Origin of the sequence: Candidatus Methylospira mobilis (assembly GCF_009498235.1) — a bacterium.
Lineage (GTDB): Bacteria > Pseudomonadota > Gammaproteobacteria > Methylococcales > Methylococcaceae > Methylospira > Methylospira mobilis.
Genome location: NZ_CP044205.1, coordinates 4571958 through 4597619 on the forward strand (window position 1 = coordinate 4571958; position 25662 = coordinate 4597619).

The 25662-nt window shown below is 55.6% G+C and carries 20 protein-coding genes; 3 read left to right on the forward strand and 17 right to left on the reverse strand.

Annotated elements, in window-relative coordinates; all coding sequences use genetic code 11:
- Positions 1-18 precede the first annotated feature (18 nt).
- The 4 genes from F6R98_RS20895 to F6R98_RS20910 are packed head-to-tail and all read right to left on the reverse strand — an operon-like array spanning position 19 to position 6505.
- On the reverse strand, positions 19-2661 hold the full coding sequence (locus tag F6R98_RS20895; protein WP_153250733.1) for an MMPL family transporter: 2643 nt from the start codon (positions 2659-2661) through the stop codon (positions 19-21).
- Between the two features lie 49 nt (positions 2662-2710).
- The gene (locus tag F6R98_RS20900) at positions 2711-3409 is read right to left on the reverse strand and encodes a phosphorylase family protein (protein ID WP_153250734.1); all 699 of its coding nucleotides are present in this window, start codon (positions 3407-3409) and stop codon (positions 2711-2713) included.
- Entirely contained in the window at positions 3406-5364 is a 1959-nt protein-coding gene (shc, locus tag F6R98_RS20905; RefSeq protein WP_153251179.1) for a squalene--hopene cyclase, read from the reverse strand. The genes F6R98_RS20900 and shc overlap by 4 nt, the downstream gene beginning before the upstream one ends.
- A 52-nt stretch (positions 5365-5416) precedes the next feature.
- Complete coding sequence (locus tag F6R98_RS20910) at positions 5417-6505, reverse strand: phytoene/squalene synthase family protein (protein ID WP_153250735.1); 1089 nt, start codon at positions 6503-6505, stop codon at positions 5417-5419.
- A gap of 528 nt (positions 6506-7033) precedes the next feature.
- On the opposite strand from F6R98_RS20910, the gene hpnH reads away from it, so the two are divergent.
- From hpnH to F6R98_RS20925, 3 genes are read left to right on the forward strand one after another with little or no spacing between them, the layout of a single operon-like run.
- Complete coding sequence (gene hpnH / locus F6R98_RS20915) at positions 7034-8137, forward strand: adenosyl-hopene transferase HpnH (RefSeq protein WP_153250736.1); 1104 nt, start codon at positions 7034-7036, stop codon at positions 8135-8137.
- Positions 8138-8147: 10 nt separating this feature from the next.
- Positions 8148-9287 (forward strand): glycosyltransferase, encoded by a 1140-nt coding sequence (locus F6R98_RS20920; RefSeq protein WP_153250737.1) that lies wholly within the window; start codon positions 8148-8150, stop codon positions 9285-9287.
- Entirely contained in the window at positions 9280-10635 is a 1356-nt protein-coding gene (locus F6R98_RS20925) for a GH1 family beta-glucosidase (RefSeq protein ID WP_153250738.1), read from the forward strand. The genes F6R98_RS20920 and F6R98_RS20925 overlap by 8 nt, the downstream gene beginning before the upstream one ends.
- A 4-nt stretch (positions 10636-10639) precedes the next feature.
- Here the strand turns inward: F6R98_RS20925 and F6R98_RS20930 are convergent, their stop codons facing one another.
- The 13 genes from F6R98_RS20930 to hyfB form a co-directional block, all read right to left on the reverse strand.
- Positions 10640-11431, reverse strand: coding sequence for a bestrophin-like domain (locus F6R98_RS20930; RefSeq protein ID WP_153250739.1), 792 nt, complete (start codon positions 11429-11431; stop codon positions 10640-10642).
- 18 nt (positions 11432-11449) lie between these two features.
- Positions 11450-12352 (reverse strand): bestrophin-like domain, encoded by a 903-nt coding sequence (locus F6R98_RS20935; RefSeq protein WP_153250740.1) that lies wholly within the window; start codon positions 12350-12352, stop codon positions 11450-11452.
- A gap of 224 nt (positions 12353-12576) precedes the next feature.
- The gene (locus tag F6R98_RS20940) at positions 12577-13365 is read right to left on the reverse strand and encodes a bestrophin-like domain (RefSeq protein ID WP_153250741.1); all 789 of its coding nucleotides are present in this window, start codon (positions 13363-13365) and stop codon (positions 12577-12579) included.
- 382 nt (positions 13366-13747) lie between these two features.
- On the reverse strand, positions 13748-14947 hold the full coding sequence (locus F6R98_RS20945; protein ID WP_153250742.1) for a (Fe-S)-binding protein: 1200 nt from the start codon (positions 14945-14947) through the stop codon (positions 13748-13750).
- Entirely contained in the window at positions 14944-16512 is a 1569-nt protein-coding gene (gene purH, locus F6R98_RS20950) for a bifunctional phosphoribosylaminoimidazolecarboxamide formyltransferase/IMP cyclohydrolase (protein WP_153250743.1), read from the reverse strand. The genes F6R98_RS20945 and purH overlap by 4 nt, the downstream gene beginning before the upstream one ends.
- Before the next feature lie 12 nt (positions 16513-16524).
- Complete coding sequence (locus F6R98_RS20955) at positions 16525-16821, reverse strand: helix-turn-helix domain-containing protein (protein ID WP_153250744.1); 297 nt, start codon at positions 16819-16821, stop codon at positions 16525-16527.
- 21 nt (positions 16822-16842) lie between these two features.
- Positions 16843-17802 carry a tRNA dihydrouridine synthase DusB gene (gene dusB, locus F6R98_RS20960; RefSeq protein WP_153250745.1) on the reverse strand — a complete coding sequence of 320 codons (960 nt, stop codon included), beginning with the start codon at positions 17800-17802 and terminating at the stop codon, positions 16843-16845.
- 322 nt (positions 17803-18124) lie between these two features.
- Positions 18125-18640: an NADH-quinone oxidoreductase subunit B family protein gene (locus F6R98_RS20965; protein ID WP_153250746.1), complete on the reverse strand. Its 516-nt coding sequence runs from the start codon at positions 18638-18640 to the stop codon at positions 18125-18127.
- 168 nt (positions 18641-18808) lie between these two features.
- Positions 18809-20437, reverse strand: coding sequence for a hydrogenase large subunit (locus tag F6R98_RS20970; RefSeq protein WP_153250747.1), 1629 nt, complete (start codon positions 20435-20437; stop codon positions 18809-18811).
- Positions 20434-21900, reverse strand: coding sequence for a hydrogenase 4 subunit F (locus F6R98_RS20975; protein WP_153250748.1), 1467 nt, complete (start codon positions 21898-21900; stop codon positions 20434-20436). The genes F6R98_RS20970 and F6R98_RS20975 overlap by 4 nt, the downstream gene beginning before the upstream one ends.
- The gene (locus F6R98_RS20980) at positions 21897-22574 is read right to left on the reverse strand and encodes a formate hydrogenlyase (RefSeq protein ID WP_153250749.1); all 678 of its coding nucleotides are present in this window, start codon (positions 22572-22574) and stop codon (positions 21897-21899) included. The genes F6R98_RS20975 and F6R98_RS20980 overlap by 4 nt, the downstream gene beginning before the upstream one ends.
- The gene (locus tag F6R98_RS20985) at positions 22561-23529 is read right to left on the reverse strand and encodes a respiratory chain complex I subunit 1 family protein (RefSeq protein WP_228125000.1); all 969 of its coding nucleotides are present in this window, start codon (positions 23527-23529) and stop codon (positions 22561-22563) included. Before F6R98_RS20985 ends, F6R98_RS20980 begins: the two co-directional genes overlap by 14 nt.
- On the reverse strand, positions 23514-25574 hold the full coding sequence (hyfB, locus tag F6R98_RS20990) for a hydrogenase 4 subunit B (RefSeq protein WP_153250751.1): 2061 nt from the start codon (positions 25572-25574) through the stop codon (positions 23514-23516). Before hyfB ends, F6R98_RS20985 begins: the two co-directional genes overlap by 16 nt.
- Positions 25575-25662 lie beyond the last annotated feature (88 nt).

The window sequence follows — 25662 nt, forward strand, 5'->3', positions numbered from 1 at the left end:
GACGATTCCTTTTCGATCTCAGTTTGTTGCGGCGCCCTGCTTGCGTTTGATATGCCATTCGCTGAACGCCGGCAGCACCACCAGCGCGCATATCAGCGTCCACAACAGGCCCAGCGCCAACAGTATGCCCATCGACGCCGTGCCGCGGTGCGGCGTGAAGGCAAGGCTGCTGAAGCTCCATATGGTGGTCAGCGCGCCGTAGAAAACGCCGCGCGCCTCGCTGGTGTCGAGCAGGTTTTCTTCCTGCGTGCGCAAATAATGCAGGCGATGCGCCATGTGGATGCCGCTGTCGACGCCGAGGCCGAACAGCAGCGGCAATGCGATGATATTGGCGAAATTGAACGGCACGTTGAATATCACCGTGCAGGCCGCGGTAAACAGAGCCGCCAGCAATAATGGCAGCAATACAAGCAAAGTATCCTTGATGTTGCGCAATATAACCAGCAACAGCAGCGTGATGGCGACCAGCGCGATTTCAAACGCCTGTACAAATGCATCGACGACGGTCGTCATCGATTCCAGGTAGGTTACCGGCAGATCGGTCACATCGGGATCGATTTGCTGCGCGTCCCGGATGAACTCGCGCATGCTGTCCAGGTCGTTCATATCCTTTTTCGGGAATAGCTGGATGCGGTATAAACCTGCCGGACTCAACCAGCGTTGCATCAATTCTCTGGGCAGGCTATCCGGATTGACGGTCTCCGCGTTCAGGCTGAGCGCAAGATTGTTGATGGTCGCAGGCAGCTTGCCCAGTATGCTTTGCTGTAATTGTTCCAGTTCGATCCGTCTCGCTTCCGGCGCGAGCTGATCCAGTTTTCCGATATAGGCCGTCAGCGTTTCGTTGAGCGGCTGTATGTGGGCGGCGTCCGCCTGTTGTTTTGCCGGACGCGCAACAAGCGCTCGCTGGAAATTCTGCAGGGTATCGAAACCGGCTCCTTGCGGGTTGAGTGGGGCAAAGTTGCTCAAACTGGAACCGAGCAGCAGATTCATTTCTTCCATCAAGTCCAGCTTTTCCTGCTGATTGCCGGGTATGAAATCCATCAGGGTTTGTACTCGGTCCACGGTTTCCAGTTGCGCAAAGCGGCGGCTTTTTTCGCGCGCTTCCTGCTCGCTGCCGGCCAGCGCCGTCAGCGTCATCGGCGAGGTATCCCTGGATTTAAGCAGATATTTGAAGGTCTGCACCGATTCGGTAGTGGGATCGCGCAGGTTGATCGGGTTAAAGTCGACTTCAACCCGCGTCATCAGGATCAACGCGCCCAGCGTCATGAAGCCGGTGATATAGCGGATTTGACGCGCGTAAGTCAGCGGCCAGTTGGTGCCAAAAAAGCTTTTGCGCGCGCGCTTCTTCGGCTTTTGATCTATCGGCATCAGTTTTATCAGCGCCGGCAACAGGGTAAAGGTGGTCAGCAGCGCGATAAACATGCTGGTGCCGGCGATGACGCCGAGTTCGGAAACGCCGACATAGCTGGTCGGAATAAAGGCGTACAGACCGATCGACGCGGTGATCGTGCATAATATCAGCGACGATCCGGTCGAGGTCAAGGTATGCAGCAACGCGTCGCGCTGGTTTTCGCCGTAAAGTATCAATTCGCGATAGCGCAGACAGAAATGCGAGGAGTAGGCGTCGCCCATGCCGATGAACAAGACGGCGAAGGCCATGGAAATCAGGTTAAGGTGTCCGATTGCCACTGTCGCGAAACCCAGCGAATAAACCAGGCCGACCGTCAGCGTCAGAAACGTCGCGAACATCAGCTTGAAGGAACGGTAGGCAAACCACAACGTGGTGCAAACCATCAGCAACGAAACGATGCCGGCGGTCGCGGTGCTCTGGCTCAGGGTCAGCAGTTCTTCGTATTCGAGTACCACTTCGCCGGTCAACAGCATCCTGACATCGGCCAGATCGCCTTGCAAAACCTGTGCTTTTACCGCATTGATCGCGTTAACGGCCTGTTCGGCAGGCAGAAATTCCTGTTTGTGCAGGATAGGCTTTACCAGCAGAAAGCGTTTGGTAATCCCTAAGCCGTTTTTCTGATCCAGCATCAGCTGTTGCCAGGATAACTGGTAGCGCGAGCCATCCAGACGCGCCTGTATTCCTTCACGTATGTTATCGAGCAGCGGGTTAATGTCCATTTCCGCGGTATCGCCGTCCTTGTCGAGGGCTTGCCCCAGCACGCCGAACAAGCCTCGCAGGCTGTCGTCGCGCGCCAGCCGTCCGATAAACGGCTGCGCATCGGCCAGCTTGATCGACACCCGGCGCAACTCGCCGGTATCGAGGTACAGCATGCCGTTGCGCGTAAAAAACGCCCCTTCATCGGGGATATAGACCGATTCGATAGCTTCGGGTTTGGCGCGCAAGCCTGCCGCCAGAGCCTCGACCGCTGCGTTGGTTTCTTCGGGGGTTCTGCCTTCGATCAGCAGCAGCGCCGTACCCAGATCCTGCGGAAACGCGTGCTCCAGGCGATGATTGTTCTTCTGGAACGGCAAATCGGGAGAAAACATGTCCGCGGTGTTGGTATCCACGGTCAGGTTGTCCGCCGTATATTTGCCGATAGCGGCGCATGCAACCAGCGCGATCACCACAATCAGCCAGGGATGGTACAGGACTTCCTTTTCCCACCAGTGTATGGCTTGCACAAGCAGGTTAAAGCGGGATTTGCGCATGATGTCGGAATGGAGAAAAAAGAGCAGGATACAACAGTCTTGCCTAAACTCAAGCGTTCATGTAAATACGAACTGCGCGCAATGTTCTCGCCGCCGCCGAAAAATGCCGTCCGAGCCTGATCAGCGCCGCGATTTCCGCCGGTTTCAGCAGAACATGGCGCAACAGGAGCGGCAGGTGAATGTTTCCGTTTTCACCGCTTGCGGCAAGCACCGATGCAGGCACGGTCATCGCCGCGGTATCGGCGATTGCGCGCACCGCCAGAAACGGCACCTGGTTTCTGGCTGCGCATCGGGCTACCGCGCCGCTTTCCATGTCGACAGCCAGTGCGCCGTAACGTTGCAGCAACCCGGCTTTCGCTTGCGGTGTCGCCACGATTTGCCTGCTCTCCACCAGCGCGGCCTGATGGATATTTAAACGGCTTGCGCTCAGCTTTCCGGCGAGCCGGTTTCTTAATTCATCATCGGTGGGTCGCACCGAGCCGTTATACTCGATCACATGGCTGGCCAGCACCAGAGCGCCCGGCATAAGAGCGCTGTCAAGCGCGGCAGCGCAGCCCCAGCTTACCAGGAAACCCGCCCCTTCGGCCAGCAGGCGCCGGGCGGCTCGTTCTGCGGCCTCCGGTCCTACGCCCGAAAACGCCATCAGACTGCCGTCCTCCAGTCGGATGCATTCTCCGATGCGCACGCGCGTTTTTGTCAGACTGCCGCACTCGGCTTTGAGCGCAACAAGAAATCCGGCTTTGTTCACGCCACCGAACAAATATCGTTGCGGTAACGCGCCAGCGCCCACAACGGGAAGAATTTATCGTATCCGTGGTACTTCAAATAAAACACCTTCGGAAAGCCGGGCGCGGTAAAGCATTGATCTTTCCAGAAACCGTCTGCCTGCTGATGTTTTATCAGGTAATCGACGCCGGCTTTTACCTCGGGAGACTCGGCTTCTCCTGCGGCGAGCAGCGCAATCAGCGCCAGACCGGTCTGGAATGCGGTGCTGGTATGAAAGTCGCCGCGCGTTGCGTCGTCGTGATAACTCTCGTTGCCTTCTCCCCAGCCGCCGTCCGAACGCTGTTTGCTCTTCAACCAGGCGACGGCGCGCCGGGTGCTGGGATCGTCGGTCGAAACGCCGGCGGTTTCGTAAGCGAGCAATACCGACCAGACGCCGTAGATGTAATTGGTGCCCCAGCGCCCGAACCAGGAGCCGTCGGCTTCCTGCTCGGCTCTGAGGTAATCTATGCAGCGATCCAGCACCGGTCTGAACTCCGGTTTTTGTTTCGCCAGCTTGCCGAGGAACATCGCGCACCGTCCGCTGACATCGGCTGTCGGCGGGTCGAGCAACGCGCCGTGATCGGCGAACGGGATGTAGTTCAGATAATAATGGGTATTGTCGACATCGAATGCGCCGTAGCCGCCATTGCCGGACTGCATGCCGCCTATCCAGGCGCCGGCGCGATCGACATTCTCGTCAAACTCCTGTTCGCCGGACTGAATCAGCGCATGCGCGACCACGGCGGAATCGTCGACATCCGGGTAATAGCTGTTGCCGAACTGGAAGGCCCAGCCGCCGCCGGACAGGCCGGGACGCTTCACCTGCCAGTCGCCCGGCTCGTCATGCAGTTGCTTGCTTGCCAGCCAGCGCAGCCCATGACGTATCTGTTCGCGGAGAGCGGGATCGTCTTCGTAGCGGTCGACTTCCTGCAACGCCAGCGAAACCAGCCCGGTATCCCAGATCGGCGATACGCAGGGCTGACAGTAGGCGCTGTCCTCGTTGATTACCAGCAAACGCTTGATCGATTCCAGTGCAACGCGGCGCTGCTCGTTATCCGGAGGAATGCCGAGGTAATCCATGGCTTCATAGGCATTGACCATTGCCGGAAAGATGGCTCCCAGCCCGTCGTAGCCATTGAGACGCTCGGTGAACCACTCGTGTGCGCGCTGCGTGGCTTTTTTGCGCATGGATGAGGGAATCAGCGGTTCCAGCATGCGTCCGGTGCGCTCCAGAGCCAGAACCATCTTGCCCAATGGGGTTTTGACGTGCGAGAAGTAATTTTTTTCCTTCTCCGGCGCAGTCACGAACAATTCGCGCACATCCACTTTTCCCGGATTGCGCGCCTTGACGCGATAAGTGCACAGAATCAGCAGCGGCACCATCACCGTGCGCGACCAGTAGGAGATTTTGTCCAGATGAAACGGGAACCATTTCGGCAGCAGCATGATTTCAACCGGGATAAACGGCACGCCGCGCCACGGAATCTGCTCGAACATCGCCAGCATGATGCGTGTGAATACGTTGGAGCGGGCTGCGCCGCCTTGCGCGAGTATCCATTCGCGCATGCGCTTCATGTGCGGCGCGTCGATTGAATCGCCCGCCAGCTTCAGTGCATAGTAAACCTTGACCGTGCAGCTGATTTCGCCCTGACCGCCCTGGAATAACGGGTAGCTGCCGTCGGCGCTTTGGCGTCCACGCAAAAAATTGGCTATTTTCGCCTGCAATCCGGCGTCGATTTCATCCATGTAGTGCATCATCAGGATGTATTCGGACGGTATGGTGCAATCCGCTTCCAGCTCGAATACCCAATAGCCTTCGGCGTGTTGCAGGCCGAGCAGCTTTTCTCTGGCGCGCGCGATGGCTTCGTCCAGAGGAGAGTCTTTTAACGAACCCAGCAGGGCGGCATCAAATCGGGTAGTCGTCGCTTGTTTTAACATGTTGGGAGTGTTCTTCACTTGAAATCCTTGGGTTTGTCCTTCCTGCGGTGGCTCATACCTGTTGGCTGCCAACGCGCGCGGTTTCGGTGGAAGCCATGGGTAGCCTTGCGCCGGCCAAAGTAAAAGCCAGTTTTAACAGCGTATCGCTGGAGCGCGTAACGCGAGTGGTCAGTATCGTCGCCTTAACGCTGGCGCGGGTAATTTTCACCTGGGAAGACTCGCTGAAATCGAGATTTCCGTTTACCTTGCGCAGCGTGAGTACAGCCATGCCCAGCGCCCACAGGCAAAACTCGCGCATTCCGGACTCATGGACGGGTATCAACAACGTATATTCGAGCGCATTGCGTAAATGCGCATGGGCTATGCCGATCAGTTGCACGAATCCTTCACGGAATCGGGGATTGTTGTGATGCGGTTTCAAATGCTTCAGGTCGAATCCGGCAGCGTCGAAAATCTCGCGCGGCAGCCAGCATACGCCTCTGGCGTGATCGTCCCAAAGATCCTTGAGTATATTGGTCATCTGCAGGCCCTGACCGAAAGAAACGGCCAGTTCCATCATGCGTTCGCGGTGCGCCGCGATTTCCGGCGAATAGTGGCAAAACAATCGCGTCAGCATTTCGCCGACCACGCCGGCGACGAAGTAGCAGTAGCGGTTCATTTCCGCCAGGGTTTCAACGCCGTAACGCAGGTCGCGGTCCTGAAATTCGGCCATCCCGGTGCCCATGATGCGTACGCATTCGCTCAGTGCTTCGCGTTGCGGCGCATCGAAGCCATGGGTAATCGCGATCACGCGCGGAATCAGGCGGATCAGCTCATGCTCCGCAGAAATGGTTTGCGCGGACAGCAGCGGCGCAAGCTCGGAGGCGAGCGCGGCGGGATCGTCGTCGCCGGCAACGACACGCGTGAACTGCTGACAAAACCGCCGTTTCTGCAGGTTATCCAGCGAAACTTCATCCTCTATGGTATCGACGATACGGCATAGAAGATACGCGTTGGATACCGGCTTCGCCAAACCTTCCGGCAGCCGCGGAATTGTCAGCGCAAACGTGCGCGAAACGCCCTCAAGCAGCCATGACTGCAGTGCATCGTCGCCCAACTCATTCTGACAGGGTATCAATACACCACTGCGATTTTTGCTCATATCTGCATCAACCTGTTGTTTTAAGTCCAACTTTTCTCCTGCAGCATGGGTATACACACACTACCCCGCCTTGTGCGCAAGGGTTAGGACGATGGGGTGAATGTTGTTGGTTTTCTTCGGCATTATCGCACGCTTCCTGCTGGTTTTGCCCCCATCCTTGCCTTCACCCGTAGGGAACGGAGTTCAGAGTCTGACTCTTCAACATGCCTGTGCCGCCATATGGAGAGTACTTGATACCCCAAATCCGGAGTCGATAGTCGTTAAAATTTTATACTTTTAATATTTTGCGTCAAGTCGTTGTTGCATTTATGGCAAAAACGTTGCCAAAATACAACTGAAATCGCTTTTCTTGTGTGACAATAGCGCGAAGCGTTTCGGAATACCTTATAATCGAGTATTGCTCTTGCGTATTCCAAAGTATTTTACTCGGGAATAGGGTACTATTCGCAACACTTGCCGAATATATCCGATGTTCCGCCATAGAGCGATGCCCGCGTCGCCGGAGATTAAACCAGGAGATAATACAGAATGAGTGTCCCTTTACGTCAACAAATCAGCGTAGCATCCTACCTGTTCAAGCAAAAAATCAAAGGCGTCAAACGCTACCCGTTAGTGCTCATGCTGGAACCGTTGTTCCGTTGCAATCTGGCCTGCGCGGGCTGCGGCAAAATCGATTATCCGGACGATATACTGAACAAGCGGCTCAGCGTGGAAGAGTGTCTTGCCGCAGTGGACGAGTGCGGCGCGCCGATAGTTTCGATAGCAGGCGGCGAGCCGCTGCTGCACAAGGAGCTGCCGCAAGTGGTTGAGGGCATGATCGCGCGCAAAAAATATGTCTATCTGTGTACCAACGCGCTGTTGCTGAAAAAGCGCATGGATGATTACAAGCCTTCCCCCTATTTTAACTTTTCGATACATCTGGACGGCACGCGCGAGCGTCATGACGCTTCCGTTTGCCAGGAAGGTGTATTTGACAAAGCGATCGAAGTGATCAAGATGGCATTGGAGCGCGGTTTCCGCGTCACGGTGAACTGTACTCTGTTTCAGGGCGAAACGCCCGAGGAAGTTGCTGAGTTTCTCGACTTTACCAAGTCGCTGGGTGTCGAGGCGGTGACCATCGCGCCCGGTTTCAGTTACGAGCATGCGCCGGCCCAGGATGTTTTCATCAAGTTGCGCGAAGGCAGAGAGCTGTTCCGCAAGGTTTTCCAGATCGGTAAAAAGCGTAAATGGAATCTGAATCATTCCAGTCTTTATCTCGACTACCTGGCCGGCAATCAGGATTACCATTGCACGCCATGGGGAAATCCCACGCGCAATGTTTTCGGCTGGCAAAAACCTTGTTACCTGCTGGCCGACGAAGGGAACGCTGCTTCGTTCAAGGCGCTGCTCGAAGAAACTCACTGGGAAAAATACGGCAACACCAAAAACCCCAAATGCGCGAACTGCATGGCGCATTGCGGCTTTGAAGCAACGGCGGTGGAAGACGCGATTAGCAACCCGTGGAAAGCGGTATGGACAGGAATTACCGGTCCGCGCACCGAAGGCCCGATGGCGCCTGAACCGGTACACGAGTGGGAACACAACTCCACCCCCGCCGGCCATCCGCATTTCCAGATACAGGCGGTGGATTAGTTTTGCCGCCATGACCGAAACATCCGCATTGATCATCGTAACGCTGGCGGCTTTTTCCTGGATGGTCGTTCTGCTGCTGCCATGGCGGCCGTGGTTCAATACCGAAGCGCTGGAACCTTCGAAAATTGCCGACGGGTTCGATTTGTCCGAGTTGACCGTGGTGATACCGGCGCGCAACGAAGCTGATGTCATCACGGAAACGTTGCAAGGGCTGGCGGCGCAGGGTACCGGGCTGCGCGTGCTGGTGGTGGACGACAACTCCACCGACGCGACCGCGGAAACCGTGCGAACTACCGGCGGTATTTCCGCAGAATTGATCAGCGGTCAGCCTCTCCCCGACGGCTGGAGCGGTAAGCTCTGGGCGCTGGATCAAGGTGTAAGGCGCGTGGATACGCGATATATCTTGCTGCTGGATGCGGATATCCTGCTAAAACCGGGCATGCTTACCGGAATGGTGAAAAAAATGCGCGCGCATCAGCTTCACTTTCTGTCCATCATGGCGACCCTGCGCATGCACACGCTGTGGGAAAAACTGCTGATGCCCGCGTTCATTTACTTCTTCAAACTAATGTATCCGTTCCGGCTGGCCAACTCTCCCTCGCGCCATTTCTCGGCTGCAGCGGGCGGTTGTATTTTGCTGGAAACACGGTTGCTGAAAGAGATCGACGGATTCACCAGCCTGCGTGACCGGCTTATCGACGACTGTTCTCTTGCGCATAAAATCAAACAGGCGGGATATCGCACCTGGATCGGACAATCGCACTCGGTGATCAGTCTACGCGGCTACGACACGCTCAGCCCAATATGGGAGATGGTCGCGCGCACTGCATACACGCAATTGCACTATTCGATTTTGTGGCTGGCGTTCTGCACCTTAAGCCTGGTGCTGGTATTCTGGGTTCCGCTCGCGGGCTTGGCCTCAACAAACTCCACCATCTTTACATTGGCGCTTTACGCCTGGCTGGGCATGACGGGCAGCTATCTGCCCACTTTGCGATATTACCGTCAACATCCGCTGTGGGCGCTGACATTGCCGATGATAGCCGGACTGTATATGGCGATGACCTGGACGTCGGCGATACGTTATTGGCGCGGCGAACGCAGCCGCTGGAAAAACCGCAGCTACGCCACGCCGGCGCCGCATGACTGATGTCGCTCAATTCCCACCCGGCTTTCTGTGGGGCGCGGCGACCTCAGCTTATCAGATCGAAGGCTCGCCGCTCGCCGACGGCGCCGGCCCCAGTAACTGGCATTTGTTCTCGCATCGCGACGGCACGATAAGCGATGCAAGCAACGGCGACATTGCCTGCGACCATTACCGGCGTTTTGGCGAAGACATCGGTCTCATGCGGCAGCTGGGCTTACAGGCCTATCGCTTCAGCCTGTCCTGGAGCCGCATATTTCCGGCGGGTACCGGTAAAATCAATCAGAAAGGTCTGGATTTCTATCGGCGCCTGTTAAACGCGCTGCTCGATGCCGGCATACAGCCCTATCCGACGCTTTTTCATTGGGATCTCCCTGCCGCGCTGGACGAACGCGGCGGCTGGACCAACAGCGACTGCGCTCACTGGTTAGCCGATTATGCGCAAACCGTGTTTGGCGCGCTGGGCGGGCTGGCGGAAAACTGGACGACATTGAACGAGCCCTGGGTTATTGCCGACGCCGGTTTTCTGGACGGCATTCATGCGCCAGGACACCGGTCTTTGCAGGAAACGCCGCTGGTTGCGCATAACCTGTTGCGCGCGCATGCGCTGGCGGTCCAGGCGTTCCGCGCGGAAAGCAATGGTCGTATCGGCATCGTCGTCAACATCGAGCCGAAATATGCCGCATCGGACCAACGCGGCGATCAGACGGCTGCCGAACGCGCGCACGCCTACATGAATCGGCAGTATCTGGACCCGTTGTTCCTGGGCGGCTACCCGGATGAATTGGCGGAAGTTTTTGGCGATTACTGGCCGAGGCATAACGAAGCCGACATGCGGCTGCTGCGTACGCCGTTCGATTTCCTGGGCGTCAATTACTACACGCGTTCGGTTAATCGCGCAGACGGCAACAACCTGCCGGTTCGAGCCTCGCCGGTAGCGCAGCCGGGTGCGGAATATACGGAAATGGGCTGGGAAGTGTTTCCCCGAGGCCTCAAGGAAACCCTGCTGTGGATCAAGCGGCGCTATGGGGATATCCCGTTATACGTAACGGAAAACGGAGCGGCTTTTAAGGATCCGCCGCTAACCGCGCAAGGCCGTCTTCACGACGCAAGACGCGTCGAGTATTACCGAACCCATTTGAACGCATGCCGCGAAGCAATCGGCAGCGGCGTTAATCTCAAAGGCTATTTTGCCTGGTCGCTGTTCGATAACTTTGAATGGAGTTACGGCTACAGCAAACGTTTCGGGCTGATTCATGTCGATTTCGATACGCAAAAGCGTATTTTTAAAGACAGCGCCTATTTTTTTAGCGAGGCCATCCTTTCAAATGGCGCGAGTATTGATTCCGATTGATACTTCAGCGATACACTTCCCAGGTTTCCAGCAGTAATTGATAAGGCGCGGAGGAAACGCTGACCTCGCCTCGGAACGGGTTATCGACCGCTGCCGTTAAAAACACAACCAGCCCGGAAAAAACGGCCATAACGGCGGTCAAGACCACATGTGTGCGGAAGTGGGAAAAGTGATAGAAGTAAGTAACGAACATACTCAGTATCGCTCCGCTGAAAACGACTATCCATAATACTGCCGGCAATCCGCTGTCCACGGAGTCCAGACGCATGCGACGCGCTTCGACCAAGCGGTTGTAAGCTGCGAAGCCTTGCGATTGCGCAACTTTATCCCGCGCGGTGTCAGGCCTCAGCTCGAGCAGGGTATTTTGCAGGCCCAGCAGAATTTGCCTGCCGCCATGTACCCGCTGCCCTTTTGACTGCGCGGGCCATTCCGAGTCGACTACGAAATGAACATAGGTTTTCAACCGGTTCTGCAGCTCTGTTTTATACGGTTCGGGATAGCTGCTGATATCCTGATAAAAAACGCTGATCGCGCTTGCTTCGCGAGAAACCAGGGTGGAAGCGCTGTTGTAATCCTGCCATGTAGCGACCGCAACCAATCCAAGCAGCAAGCGAAAAAGTCCGCCGACATTGGCATTGTAGCCATTGACGCCGCCTCTGTTGCTCAGATCGGAAAGGCCGAAATGATTCTTGATGTAGCCGCGCGACAGATACAGCCCGCCAATGGAAACGGCCACAAAAAGCGTGACGATCGAAACGCCCAGCTGCCAGGTCGGTATATCGTAAATCCAAAACATTACGCTCTAAACCTCTTTCTAATGATCAGCAATCGACGCTCCAGCCGATCGCTGCGCCTCATCGGCGGACGGAGCCTTCGACACGGAATCGGATGCCCAGGTTTCCAGTAAACGATGGTAGGCGTCAGGAGACACGCTAACCGCGCCTCTGAATGGATTATCGACCGATGCGGCCAGAAACACCATTAATCCAGCCAGCACCGCCAGTGCGGTAGTCATCAGCAAATGACTGCGGAAATGGGTGAAATGATAAAAATAGCTAATAAGCACACTCAGTGCCGCACCCGAAATCACGATGATCCATAATACGACCGGCAAACCGTCATCGACCGCGTCCAAGCGCATTCTATGCGCCTCTATCAGTTTATTGTACGCTTGAAATGCTTCCGCCATTATCAGCTGCTTTCGGCTGTCTCCGAGGTCTACGTCCAGCAGCGACTGCTGCAGGTCGAGTAAAATTTTTCTGCCGCCGTAGAGCAGCTCCCCATGCGCCTGGGCAGGCCATTCGTTGTTAATTATATAATTCACATAAGATTTTATAGTTTCACGCATTTGCGTTCGCTGCGGCTCGGCATAGCTGCCGACATCGACATACAATGCGCCGATCGCGGCTTCTTCGCGCGATACCAGTCTGGACGCATTGTCGTAGTATTGCCAGGAAGCTACAATGACCAAGCCCAGCAATAGTCCATACAAACTGGTAATGCCGCCAAAATACCCGCTGACGGCTTCATTCATGCTCTCAGAGGTATTAAATTTCCTTTTGATATAATCGTTTGATAAAAGCAGACCACCTACAGAAAACGCTACAAAAATAGCAACCGTGGCCAGGCCGAACAGCCAAACCGGCAAATCGTAAATCCAGTAAATCGTCATGATTGTTTTGAAGGTAGACGTAAATCGATTGTAACTATTCAGCATACCTGCTGGAGAGGAAGAGATGTGGGTGTGGGGCGGGCGAGACCTTCTGCGCCCATTGATGGGTGCAGAGAGCTTCCAGGCACGGATTTGCAGCGTCGTTAAAATTCCAACATGCTTCCGCGCGTTTCGACTGGCTTACCTCATTTCCGGCTGCTTCGGTCATGACTCAAAAGCACTCACTGAATAGTTACAATCAATTTATAAAATTTAAATTCTGTTTCTAATTATGGATTTGTCGACCAGGATTCCAGCATCATCCGGTATAAATCAGGAGATATGCTGACTTCACCCCGAAACGGATTGTCGACTGCGGCAATCAAAAAAACCATTATTCCGGTGAAAAGAGCGAACTTACCGGTCAGGATCAAGTGTACTTTAAAACTGGGGAAATGAAAAAAATAGGTTGTGGCTATGCTGACAACCGAGCCGATCAACACTACATACCAAAGCGGGGCCGGCAGGCCGTCGTCAACGGCGTCCAGACGCATGCGGCGCGCGTTTAATACATTATTAAGGGCATGAAATACTTCCGCCTGCAACACCTGCTGATTTATGGTTTTAGGCTCAAACGTAAATATCTCATGATGCAGGCGATGCAGATGCCGCATGCCGTCGTGCGCAACCTGGCCGCGCATCTGCGCGGGCCACTCCGTATCGATAACCGTCGTTAGATAGGTTTTCAGAATTTCCTGCATGTTTTTTGCATAGGGCGGGGGGTAGCTGCTCACGTCAAGATAAAGAGAGCCGACTTCCGCTGCTTCGCGCGTCGCCAAACTGGCTGCATTATTAAAAGCCTGCCAAGTGGCGACCGCTACAAACCCCAGCAAAAGACCCAAAACAGCGCCGATACCGCTAATATACCCGCAAACCGCATTATTGGTTTCGTTCGAAAGCATTAATCTTTCGCGGATAAATCCGTGCGACAGCAGCAATCCGCCCAGGGAAACGAATAAAAAAACCGCTACAGCCAAAACCCCCAATAACCATGTCGGTATATCGTAGATCCAGTACATTCCTACCCCGGAAGAAAAACGAACTCGTTAGTCTGAATTAAAATATAAAATCCGCCTCCGCACCGGGCTTGTCATTCCGGCTGGGAAAGGCGCCACTGTCGGAGACGGGAATTGCTTTCGCTGAATAGCTACTCCTACTGTAATATTTTCATCAGCGCCAAGCCTTTCAGCAAATGGTAAAGAACAAAAAGGCCTACGACCACCATCGCGGTGGTCGTCAACAATTTCCCCGTGTTTTTGATCATGCTCATACGCTCACCCAGTGCAGACTGAAGAAACAAATTGACTGGAAAACCAGTCCGATGCTTATAGAAATGAGGTTAGCATGACCATATGACAGACCGGCGTATGCAGGCGGTCCGATTATAAAAGCAGGTAGGCATCAGGAGATCAGCCGGCTTGCAATAAACTGGACGGGGTGCATCACCTTGATGTTTGCAACATTGCGCGCCTTTAGTCCGGCCCGCAAATGGATTGCGCAGCCTACATTGGATGTCAATAGCAAGCCTGCCGCTGAGCCCGGCGATATCGAGTCCAGTACGTCGTCGCGCAAAGCCGCCGCCATTTCCGGCTGCTCCAGCATGTAACTGCCGGCCGCGCCGCAGCAATATCGATCGGCGACGGTTTGCAACTGCATGCCCGGAATGCGCATCAGCAGTTTCAGAGGATAGGCGCCTGCTTTTTGCGTGTTTTTCAGGGTGCAGGGCGTATGCAGAAAAACTTTGTCCTGGGAGTCCCAAAGCGCCAATTGTACATGCGCCGGCCAGGCAAGGCTATCGAGGAACTGACTGATATCCTGAACCTTGCCGCCGTCCAGTGTACTCATGAGCGCTGAACCGCAGCCGCTGGCCAAGGTAATGACCTTATCGGGTTCATGTTGTTTAAACGCAGACCGGTTGTCCTGCTCAAGCCGCAGTGCGGTTGCGATGTTGCCGCTATGTCGCGCCAGTGCGCCGCAACAGGATTGCTGCGCCGAAACGCGTACGCCTACGCCCAGCGTATTTAAAACGCGTATGGCGGCCTTGACGGTTGCAGCGTCGGCCATTTCGGCCATGCAGCCCGTAAACAGATCCACCCTACAGCGTTCTTCGCCAAGCGCTGGATGGAAGCCCACCCAATCGACCGAGTGTTCCGGGGCGGGCAAACCGTCCATAACAGCAGCAAAACCGGCTGCGCGCGTTCCACCGGCTTTATTCAAAAGTGATCCAAGACGGCTACCCAGTTGTCTTTGCGCCGAGGAGCCCTGTACAAAGCGTTGCAATGCACTCATGCGCAGTTTCGACAGCAGCGACTTTTGCTCGTTCGCGGCGGTCTCGGCCCGGAAGCGGTTGATTAGCTCAGCATAGGGTACATTGGCCGGGCAAGCCGATTCGCAGGCGCGGCATAGCAGGCAGCCTGCTATGTGGCCGTGCAGTCTTTCCGTTTCCGGCAGCTGTCCCGCCGCCCAGGCCTGTATCAGTGCAATGCGGCCGCGCGGCGACTCGTTTTCGTCCTGCGTCTTGTTGTAGGTCGGACAGTGCGGCAGACATAGTCCGCACTTCACACACAGGTCGGTATCCGAAAAGTTGCAATGCGTACTCAATGTCTGAAATGCCTGATACCGGTGAATACCATTGCCATGCCATGCTCGTCCGCGGCCGCTATTACCTCGTCATCGCGCACGGAGCCGCCGGGCTGGATTACCGCTTTGATACCGGCCTTTGCCGCTGAATCTATGCCGTCACGGAAAGGAAAAAAAGCATCCGAAGCCATTGCCGCATCTTTCAGGCTCAGCCCGACGTCGCTTGCCTTCATACCGGCTATGTGCGCGGAATAGATCCGGCTCATTTGTCCGGCACCGATACCTATGGTCTGACGGTCCCGGCAAAACACAATCGCGTTGGATTTGACGAATTTTACCGCTTTCCAGGCAAACAGCATATCCTCGATCTCGCGCTCGCTGGGCTGACGCTTGCTGACTATCCGCAGTTGTTCGCGCGTCAATCGGCCTCTATCGCGTTCCTGCACCAGCAAACCGCCGGTAACTTTCTTGAAATCCCAGCCCGCCGCTGTTTCGTCTCGCCATAATCCGCTTTCGAGAACGCGGACATTGGGCTTTTTCGTCAACAGCGGCACGGCTTCCGTAGAGACTGCAGGCGCGATGATGACTTCGACAAATTGCCGGTCGATAATGGCCTGGACAACCTCGGCATCCAGTGGCTGGTTAAACGCGATAATTCCGCCGAAAGCCGAGGTCGGGTCCACTTTGTAAGCGCGGTCATAGGCATCCAGCAACGTTGCGCCCTGGGCTATGCCGCAGGGGTTGGCGTGCTTGACGATCACGCAGGTGGGGATATCTCGCTCGAAACTCTTGACTGCTTCCAGCGCCGCATCCGCATCCGCGATGTTATTGTAGGAAAGTTCCTTTCCCTGTAACTGTCTTGCCAAAGCGATGCTGCCGACCGGCGGCTTGGGGTCGCGATAAAACGCGGCATGCTGGTGCGGATTCTCGCCATAACGCATGATCTGCACGCGCTCCTGTCCGATCAGCAGGTGCTCCGGAAACGCGTCGCCGGCTTCATCCTGACTGTTCAGATAGCCGGCAATTGCCGCATCGTAGCGAGCGGTATGGGCAAACGCTTTTGCCGCGAGTCTGAAGCGCGTCGGCGCGCTTAACACGCCCTGATTGCTCTTCAGTTCGGAAATGATGATGGGATAATCGAACGCATCGACCACTACCGCTACAGCGTCATGGTTTTTGGCAGCGGAGCGTATCATCGCCGGTCCGCCGATATCGATGTTTTCTATCGCCTGCTGCAACGAGCATTCGGGGTTGGCAATGGTCTGTTCGAACGGATAAAGATTGACCACAACCAGGTCGATCGGCAGTATGTCCTGCTCTTGCATGACGGCATCGTCGATGCCCCGCCGTCCGAGAATCCCGCCATGTATTTTCGGGTGCAGCGTTTTGACGCGACCATCCATCATTTCGGCAAATCCGGTGTACTCGGCGACATCAATTACCGCCATGCCGTTTTCACGAAGCAGACGCGCTGTCCCCCCGGAAGAAAGCAATTCGACACCCAGCCTGGAAAGCTCCGACGCCAGTTCGACCGCGCCAGTTTTGTCTGAAACGCTGAGCAGCGCACGGACGACCTTGTTATTCATGTTCAATTCCCATTATTCCAGTTTGTAGTGGGATATCTTTTTGCGGAGGGTGCCGCGACTGATTCCCAGCATCAGGGAGGCTCTGCTCTGATTGTAGTTGCAGCGTTCCAGTGTAACCTGCAACAGTGGGCGTTCGACCTCGCTCATGACCATATTGTACAAATCGGCCGCCGATTCGCCTTCCAGACTTTCAAAATATCCGGCGAGCATCAGCTTGACCTGCTCGCAAAGCGGCAGACAGGACTGCCATTGCGCATCGGTGGATGAAAAAAATGTATTGCTTTTTGTATTTAACATATCGCTAGCCATACCGTCTGTTCCGGGACAGTGTTAGTCAAACAGGAGATCCGTTAATCGATGCTGTAAGTCAGCGTCGTCCACGGCGAGAAGTTCCCTTAAGCCGGCCGGGTTAATCTCCGGCCAGTGTTTGGCATACCAAGCGATATGTTTGCGCGCGATACGCAGGCCTGCTCGCCTGCCATAGAAAACATGCAGATTATGGACATGCTCCAGTATCACTCGTTTCCGCTTCTCCGCGGAAGGAACATCCGAAACGGGAGTGCCGCTTAACTCCAGGTCGAGCTGAGTGAACAGCCAGGGTCTCCCCAAGGCTCCACGCCCCACCATGACAGCGTCGGCCCCCGTTGCGTCCATTACCTTCCGAGCCAGCGCCGGTGAACAGATATCGCCATTGGCGATAACCGGGATATTCACCGCACGTTTTACATCTGAAATTGTATTGTATTCTACCTCGCCGGAAAACCCGCATGCACGTGTACGTCCGTGCACGGTCAGGGCCTGTATGCCGGCCGACTCGGCAATTTTAGCAATTGTCACCGCATTACGCTGTTCCTGATCCCAGCCGGTACGTATCTTCAGCGTTACCGGCACCGAAACGGCAGCCACCACGGTATCGAGAATGCGCCCCACCAGTTTTTCGTCGCGCAATAATGCGGAGCCGGCCGCAACATTGCAAACCTTTTTTGCAGGACACCCCATGTTGATATCGATGATTTGCGCGCCCCGTTCGACGTTCAGGCGTGCGGATTCCGCCATCTGCAGCGGGTCGGCGCCCAGTATCTGGGTCGCGCGCGGGGCGGGTTCGCCGCTATGATCCGTGCGCAGCAAGGTACGTGCGTCCGTTTGCAAATCCGGGCGCGAACTGACCATCTCGGAAACCGCCATAGCGGCCCCATGTCGGCGGCAGATCAGCCTGAACGGCAAATCGGTCACACCGGCCATCGGGGCGAGAATCACCCGGCCCGTCAGAGTGTAAGGCCCAATACGCATATCAGTCAAAGCCGATATTTAATCGTCAAGCCCGAATCGAACGGGTTCAGCCAGGGCATAGACGTGTATCCTCCAATGATAGACCACCGGTCAAAATAAAATTATGCGCCGGTTGGCGAATATTTTCACTGCCCGCATGTCTTTCATGTGGGGGATGCGGATGGGATAGTTATCAATCTGCGGAAAAGGTTAGTGTAAGCAGCAATTTAACGATGGGCAAATCCGAACGGGTATTGTTCTGTTTGTTCCGGAAAAGTATTTCCGGAACAGCAGGAAATATTTGCCGTATCGGCGCAAAAAAGCGATGGAGTATCCTGGAGTTCTACACGGTTGAGAAAAGATTGAGTATACCGCGCATTAAATCGATCGGCGCAGGCGGACAGCCGTTTATCACTATATCTACCGGTATTATATTGTTTATCGCGCCACGGCTGGCATAAGATATGCCGAATTCGCCGCCGCAGGCGCCGCAATCACCTACGGCAATCACCCACTTTGGATTGGCCATCGCTTCATAAGTACGCCGCAACGCGGCTTCCATGTGGCGGGACACCGGCCCTGTCGCCATCAGAATATCGGCATGGCGCGGCGAGGCTACAAAATGTACGCCGTAGCGTTCAATATCGTAGTATACGTTGTTGAGCGCGTGTATTTCCAGCTCGCAGCCGTTGCAGGACCCGGCATCCACCTGCCGTATGGCGACGCTGCCCTGGAAGCTTTTGTCGATGACCGCTTTCAGGGTCTGCCCGGCGTGTATAACCGACTGGTCTTCCGGCAGCTTCAGCAATTTCTCGGTCAACATGCCGGTTTTGATTATTTTTCCGTAAAGACTCAACATGGGAACCCCATATGCATGTGTTGATATATCTGATATCGATGACTTACTAGGCTTCCCTGTTCTGCGTCCACTCACCGGTGGTTTTCGGCGGAAAACTGCCTTGGCACGCCCGATTAAATACGCAACCAGGGTTTATTAATGCGGCAACCGACTGCGGCCGGCCTGTTTTTATAAATCGTGACCCGAATAGGATGCGTTAACCGATTTGTTGCATACCGGGAAATCGGGGACGATATTGCCCAGAACCAGCTTTTCCAGCGCTGGCCAGTTGACTGCGCTGGGATCGCGCGGCCAATAACGGCTCACGGCGTTATCGCCATCGAAGCGGACAAAGCACAATACCTCGCCGCGCCAGCTCTCGATTGCGGCAAAGCCTTGAGCGCCTGCGGCGGGCGCTTGCCAGGACAGGGATACATCGCCGTAAGGCATTGTATCCAGTAAAGCTTCGATCAGATGAAAACTTTCGCGCAATTCCTTGTAACGCACCCAGAAGCGGGAAGCTACGTCGCCCTGACTTTCAACCGGTACACGAACCTGCAAACTGTCATAGGGCGCATAGGGTATGTGAGCGCGCGCATCGAAAGTCTGACCGCTGGCGCGTCCGACAAAGCCCAGCGCTCCCAGCGCATCGGCCAGTTCCACGGACAACATGCCGGCGCCGATAAAACGATCTTCCAAAGAAGAGTTATAGTCGAGTATGGTCAGCAACTCGTTGACTTCCCCTCGTATCGTGGTGACGGATTCGCGCATCAACCTGTTTGTTTGCGACGAAATATCCGAAATTACGCCGCCCGGCACGATACGGTCCATCAGCAAACGGTGTCCGAACACGGACTGGTTTTCCCGCAGCCACAGCTCGCGCAAACGGCCGAACTGGTAATAAGCAAACGCGAAGCCTACGTCGTTGCACAACGCCGCCATGTCCCATAAATGATTGCCGATGCGTTCGCGCTCCGCCATGATGCCGCGCAGGAAGGCCGCGCGCGGCGGCGCTTCAAAACCGGCTGCGCGCTCCATCGCCAGGCAGGCGGCCCAGGCATGCGCAACCGTGCAGTCGCCGGAAACTCTTCCCGCCAGACGCGCCAAACCCGCCGGGTCGCGGCCTTCTGAAATTTTTTCGATGCCTTTGTGTACGTAACCGAGCCGTTCCTCCAGATGCAGCACGGTTTCGCCTATCGCCTGGAAGCGGAAATGGCCGGGCTCGATGATGCCGGCATGTACGGGACCGACCGGAATCTGGTAAACGCTATCGCCATTCGCTTCCAGAAAAGGATATTCATGATCGGGCGCCGTTTCAGCCTGGCTTAAACCGGACGCAGGAAAACTCTTGCGTAACGGGTAGCTGCCTTGCGGCCAAGCCTGATGGCGCGTCCAGCGCCTCGGATCGGGGTGGTCCTCGAAACGAATGCCGAAGAGATCCTGTGTATGGCGTTCCGGCCGATCCGCCGCCCAAAAATACGGCGCTTGTGAAGTTAAGCCGGTTTGCCCGGGTCGTAACTGCGTCTGCAGGATCAGATAGGTATTGTTTTTCTGCAGACAGCTATAAACTTTAAGTTCGGATACGCAATCATCAGCCCAAACGCCGGCCCAGCGCCATTTTGCAGCGCTGGCTGCCGCTGCCGCGTTCCCCCAATCGGCTGCGTTCAATTTGACTACCGCAGGAAAGGAAGCCGTAGGCTCTATCAATTCGACATCGATTTTTTGCGCACGCAGCGCCGCGGCCAGACTTTCAGGCTCCGATGGCTGCGAGTGCGCGGTTTCAATAGCAACCGCAATGTCTTGATTCGTTTGCGTCATTGCGGCAAGGCTCCCGAAATCAACTGCGTAGCCTGATTAAACCAATCGCCCAAAAATCCGGGGATAGAAAGGCCCAGCCACAATACGATTACCAGATGCAGCATGACCGGCCACAGCTTGACCGGAATTGGCTTTTGTCCCTCGGGTACGTCGCCGTATACCATGGACTGCAAATGACGGAACAGTCCGGCGAAAGCGAGACCGATACCCAGCAGCAGCAACGGCGTCAGCCACGGATAATCGCGCATGGTGGCGACCAGCACCAGAAACTCGCTGGCAAACACCCCGAAAGGCGGAAATCCGGCTATCGCCACGGTGCCGATCAGCAAGCCCCAGCCGATGGTCGGCTGGGTCAGTATCAGGCCGCGGATACGCTCCATGCGCTGCGTACCTGCCAGTTGCGAGGCATGCCCGACGGTAACGAAAATGGCGGATTTGGTCAGGGAGTGCGTCGTCATGTGGAATAATGCGGCGAAAGTGGCCCAGGGGCTGCCGACGCCGAAGGCAAAGGTCATCAGCCCCATATGCTCAATTGAGGAATAGCTGAACAAACGTTTGATGTCGGTTTGCCTGTGCAGCAGCAAAGCGGCCACCAGGAAAGAAAGCAAACCGAAGCCCATCATCAGCGTGCCGGCCATATGAGTGCCGAGAGAGCCGTCGACCAGCATCTTGCAGCGCACTACCGCGTACAGCGCATCGTTCAGCAACAGCCCCGACAGTATCGCGGACATCGGCGTCGGGCCTTCGGAGTGCGCATCCGGCAGCCAGTTATGCAGTGGAACCAGTCCGATCTTGGTGCCGTATCCGACCAGCAGAAACACAAACGCCAGCGCAAGGATGGCGGGATCGAGCACCGCGGCGTTTTCGTGCAATACCGTCCATAACAAGCCGTCGCCGCCGATCCCCAGTTTTTGTTCGGCGGCGAAATAAAGCAAAACCGTGCCGAACAGCGCCTGCGCTATACCCACTCCGCACAGTATGAAGTATTTCCAGGCGGCTTCCACCGATTCCGGAGTGCGATACAGACTGACCAGCAGCACCGTGGCCAGCGTCGCGCCTTCCATGGCGACCCATAACACCCCCATATTATTGGTGGTCAGCACCAGATACATGGTCAGCATGAAGCCCTGGTACATCGCGTAATAAAGGCGCAGGCGGCGCGACGTAACCCGTCCGATTTCGCGCTCATGCTCCATATACGCCCTTGAAAACAGCGAGGTCGTCAACCCAACGAAGGTGGTCAAAACCACCAGATAAACATTAAACGGGTCGATAAGCAGCAGGCGGTCGGGTGACAGCCTCGGCCCATGCCTGAACACGTCGCCGGCCAGCCATAAGGCCTCGGCGAAAGCCAGCAGGTTCAACCATGCGTTGACTGCTCCCGCCGACGGGCGGTCCCCGCGGAACGCAAGCAGGATCATACCGATTAGCGGCGTTGTCAATATCAGGTAAACCGCGGTCATTTTTCGGTCTCGTGCAGCGTATTCAATCGATCGACATTGAGCGAATCGATGCTGGCGCGAATCTGGAAGAAAAACACGCCGAACACCACCGCCGCGACCAGAACATCGAACGCAACGCCCAACTCCACCACCATCGGCATGCCGTATGTGGAAACAACCGCCGCGAAAAACAATCCGTTCTCGATGGACATGAAGCCGACGACATGCGCCACCGCCTGCCGCCGGTTAATCATCAGCAGCATGCTGATCAACACCACGGACAGGCTGACCGCAATTGCATTGAGCGTCACCAGGGTAGAGGTAGCGACGACGGGCAGGCTGACGTAATAGCTGAAAACGACCAGCCCGATGCCTCCCATCATCCCCAGCGTCGGATGATCTATGGTATCCATGTGGCGATGCAGACCCATGCGATGAGTCAGGCGATACAACAGCATCGGGATAACGATGCCTTTCAATATCAGTGTCAGGATGGCTGAAATATACAGATGAGGATAGGCCAGAACGCCGGCCGCCAGGGCGGTCGCGGCAGCCAGCAGACATCCTTGTATAGCAAAGATCACAATCAGCCGCAGCAGCCGCGTTTGCCCGAGCATCAGGAACGAGGTCAATAATATCAGCCCTGCCAGCAGCAGGATGGCCTGTTGATACAAGGTCAGGTCAGTGATGGACATGAGCGCCCTCCAGAATGATATGGCTCAGCATGCCCAAAACAGTGAGCAGGTAGGCAAAGCTCAAGTACTCCTGCACGCGGAAGATGCGCATCTTGGCCAGAAGCGCCTCGGATAGCGTCAACAGCACCGACAATACCGCCAGCTTGAATGCGATAACCGCAATTCCTATCCCCAATGCGGATAACGACGAGTCTTCGGCAATGCCCCATGGAAAGAATATGTTCACAATAAGAGCGCCGTAAATGGCCAACTTGATTTGAGAGGCCCACTCGATCAGCGCGAGCCAGCGTCCGCTGTATTCGAGTATCATGGCCTCATGTATCATGGTCAATTCCAGGTGAGTAGCCGGATTGTCCACCGGTATACGGCCCGTCTCCGCAACCGCAACCAGCATCAAGCCGCCCAGTGCGAACGCGAAAGACGGACGCAGGACTATGCCTGCATCGTGTATGGCAAGCATGGCCTGATATAGATTCGTGGTATGGGCGCTCATCGCCAGTGTAAACACGGCCATCAGCAGGGCGGGTTCCGCCAAAGATGAAATCGTCATCTCGCGCGAAGAACCCATGCCCCCGAACGCCGTACCAATATCCATGCCGGCCAGTACCTGGAAAGTACGGCCCAGAGCAAGAAAACCCACCAGTACGATCATATCCGCAATACGAGCGGTAGGCAGGTCGAACGCCAGCAACGGAACCAGGACAACGGCCATTACCGCAGATGAAAAAATAACATAGGGCGCGGCGCGAAATATCCAGGAAGCAGTGTCCGGCAGGATGGGCTGTTTCAGGAAAAGCTTACGCAAATTGCGGTAAGGTTGCAGCAACGAGGGCGCTTTGCGGTTCTGCAGGCGGCACTTGACGAACTTGATCCAGCCGGTCAGCAGCGGCACTGCGGCAATAAACAGCAAGGTTTCGAATAACGCCAACAGCCAACCCATCAGCTGATCACCCATAATAAAAGCAGCAAGGTAAAAAACGAATAGCCGAGATAAGTACGGATATTGCCGGTCTGTAATCTCCCCAGCCACTGTGCAAGCCGTGTAACCGCCCAGCCGATGGGTTCGTACAGGGTCAACCACGCTCGATCTATTATCTGAAACCGGTAGCCGAGACGGGTTACTTGCGATTGAGCAGGGCCTTGCTGTTGTATATCTAGCGACTCCAGCACCTTGAATACCGGATTAAAAATGCGCCTTATCGGCATGCTGAATGCGCCGGAAGTGTATTGCATACTGGCATCCAGTCCGCCGAAACCACAGTCCCAGGGCTCCGCCATGCGCGGATCGAGTCCGGTGCGGCGCGACAAAAGAAAATAACTTGACCCGCCCACCATCAGTGCGCACAGCAACAGCAGCGACGGGGAATAGGTAGAAGATATCGGCGTCAACCAGAACCAACCGGAGTCGGACACGCTGGGAAGCGTTGCTCCGGTTATCTGTTGCGTCAAGGAAGCCAGCGTATTAATCAGCGGCGCCGGCAACAAGCCGATCAGGACGCAGCAAACGGCCAATAAGCCGGGACCGGCCAGCATGCGCCAATCTCCAATCTCATCGGCTTTCGCAACATGGTGCGAACGAGCGCGCCCGAGGAAAGCCACGCCGTAGATTTTGACGAAACAGGTCGCGGCAAGCGCGGACGTGAGCGCCAATACCGCGCTGGTGGTAGGAATCAGGCTGCGCAGTATGCCGCTTTCCAGTTCGGAAGCCCGTAGCGCGGTCTTGAAAATCAGCCATTCGGAAACGAAGCCGTTCAGCGGCGGCAAAGCGGAAATACTGAGGGTGCCGATCAGAAATATGACCGACAGCTTCGGCATGCGGTGGATCAGCCCGCCCATTTTTTCCAGACTGTGTTCGTGGGTTTGATGCAGGATGATGCCGCTGCCCAGAAACAGCAGCGTCTTGAACAGCGCATGATTTAGACAATGCAACAGCGCAGCCACCAGTCCCAATGTGGCCAACAGCGTCTTGCCGCTGCTTAAAAAGATAAGCGACAAACCCAGTGCGATGAAAACGATACCCATGTTTTCGACTGAAGAGTAGGCAAGTATTCTTTTCAAATTCTGTTTTTGCAACGCATACAGGATGCCCAGTAACGCTGAAGCCGAACCGACGATCAGCACCAGTACGCCCCATTGCCATTGAATACCGCCCAGCAAATCAAAAGTAAAGCGGATGAATCCGTACACCGCGATTTTAAGCATCACGCCGCTCATCAACGCGGAAATATGCGATGGCGCCACCGGGTGCGCTTCGGGCAGCCAGGCATGCACGGGTACAAGGCCCGCCTTCATGCCGAATCCGATCAGTCCCAATACAAAAGCGATGCTCGCCCATGCCGGGCTTACCACTGCACTGCGCAAGGCTTCAAAAGTCAAACCGCTGCCGAATCCGGCCAGCACGCCAAAGGCCAGAATGATAGTGATGGCGCCTATTTCCGCCATCAGCAAATAGAGGAAAGCGGCGCGGCGGTTTTCCGAGTGCTCGTGCTGGTAGGCGACCAGAAAATAACTGGCTACCGACATCATTTCCCATGCGATCATAAACAAAAAGGCGTCATCCGCCAGCAATACCAGCTCCATGCCCGCTACAAACAAGCCGGTAAATACGCCCAGGACGGACAGTCCATGCTTGCCGCGTTCAAATTCACGGATATAACCGGGGCCATAGAGGCTCACCGCCAGTAACGGCAAGCCGAGTACGCACAAGAAGAAACCGGAGAGCGGGTCGAGGCGGATATGCCAATGCAGCCAGGGCAAACCGAGCGGAAGCACGTCATTCAGCACTTTACCGTCAAGCAGGATGCTTATGCCTGCCCACACAGCGCCGATTCCGCTGAATCCGAGCAGAATAAACAGGCTGTTGCGATAAAATGCGGAATAAAGAGACGGAGTGGCTGTTGCGGTCCTTCCTTCGGCGCGCGTGCTTTGCGCTGCAACCGCTGCGAACATTGCCGAGCCAAGCGCAGCCGCGACGGAAAAATAGACAATAGACAACAGCATTATGACTCCAAAAGTCTGGTACTACAGGCGAAAATGCATTAAACGCGCCAGATTAAGTTGTCTGCTTACCAGCGTAAGCATGGCTGTC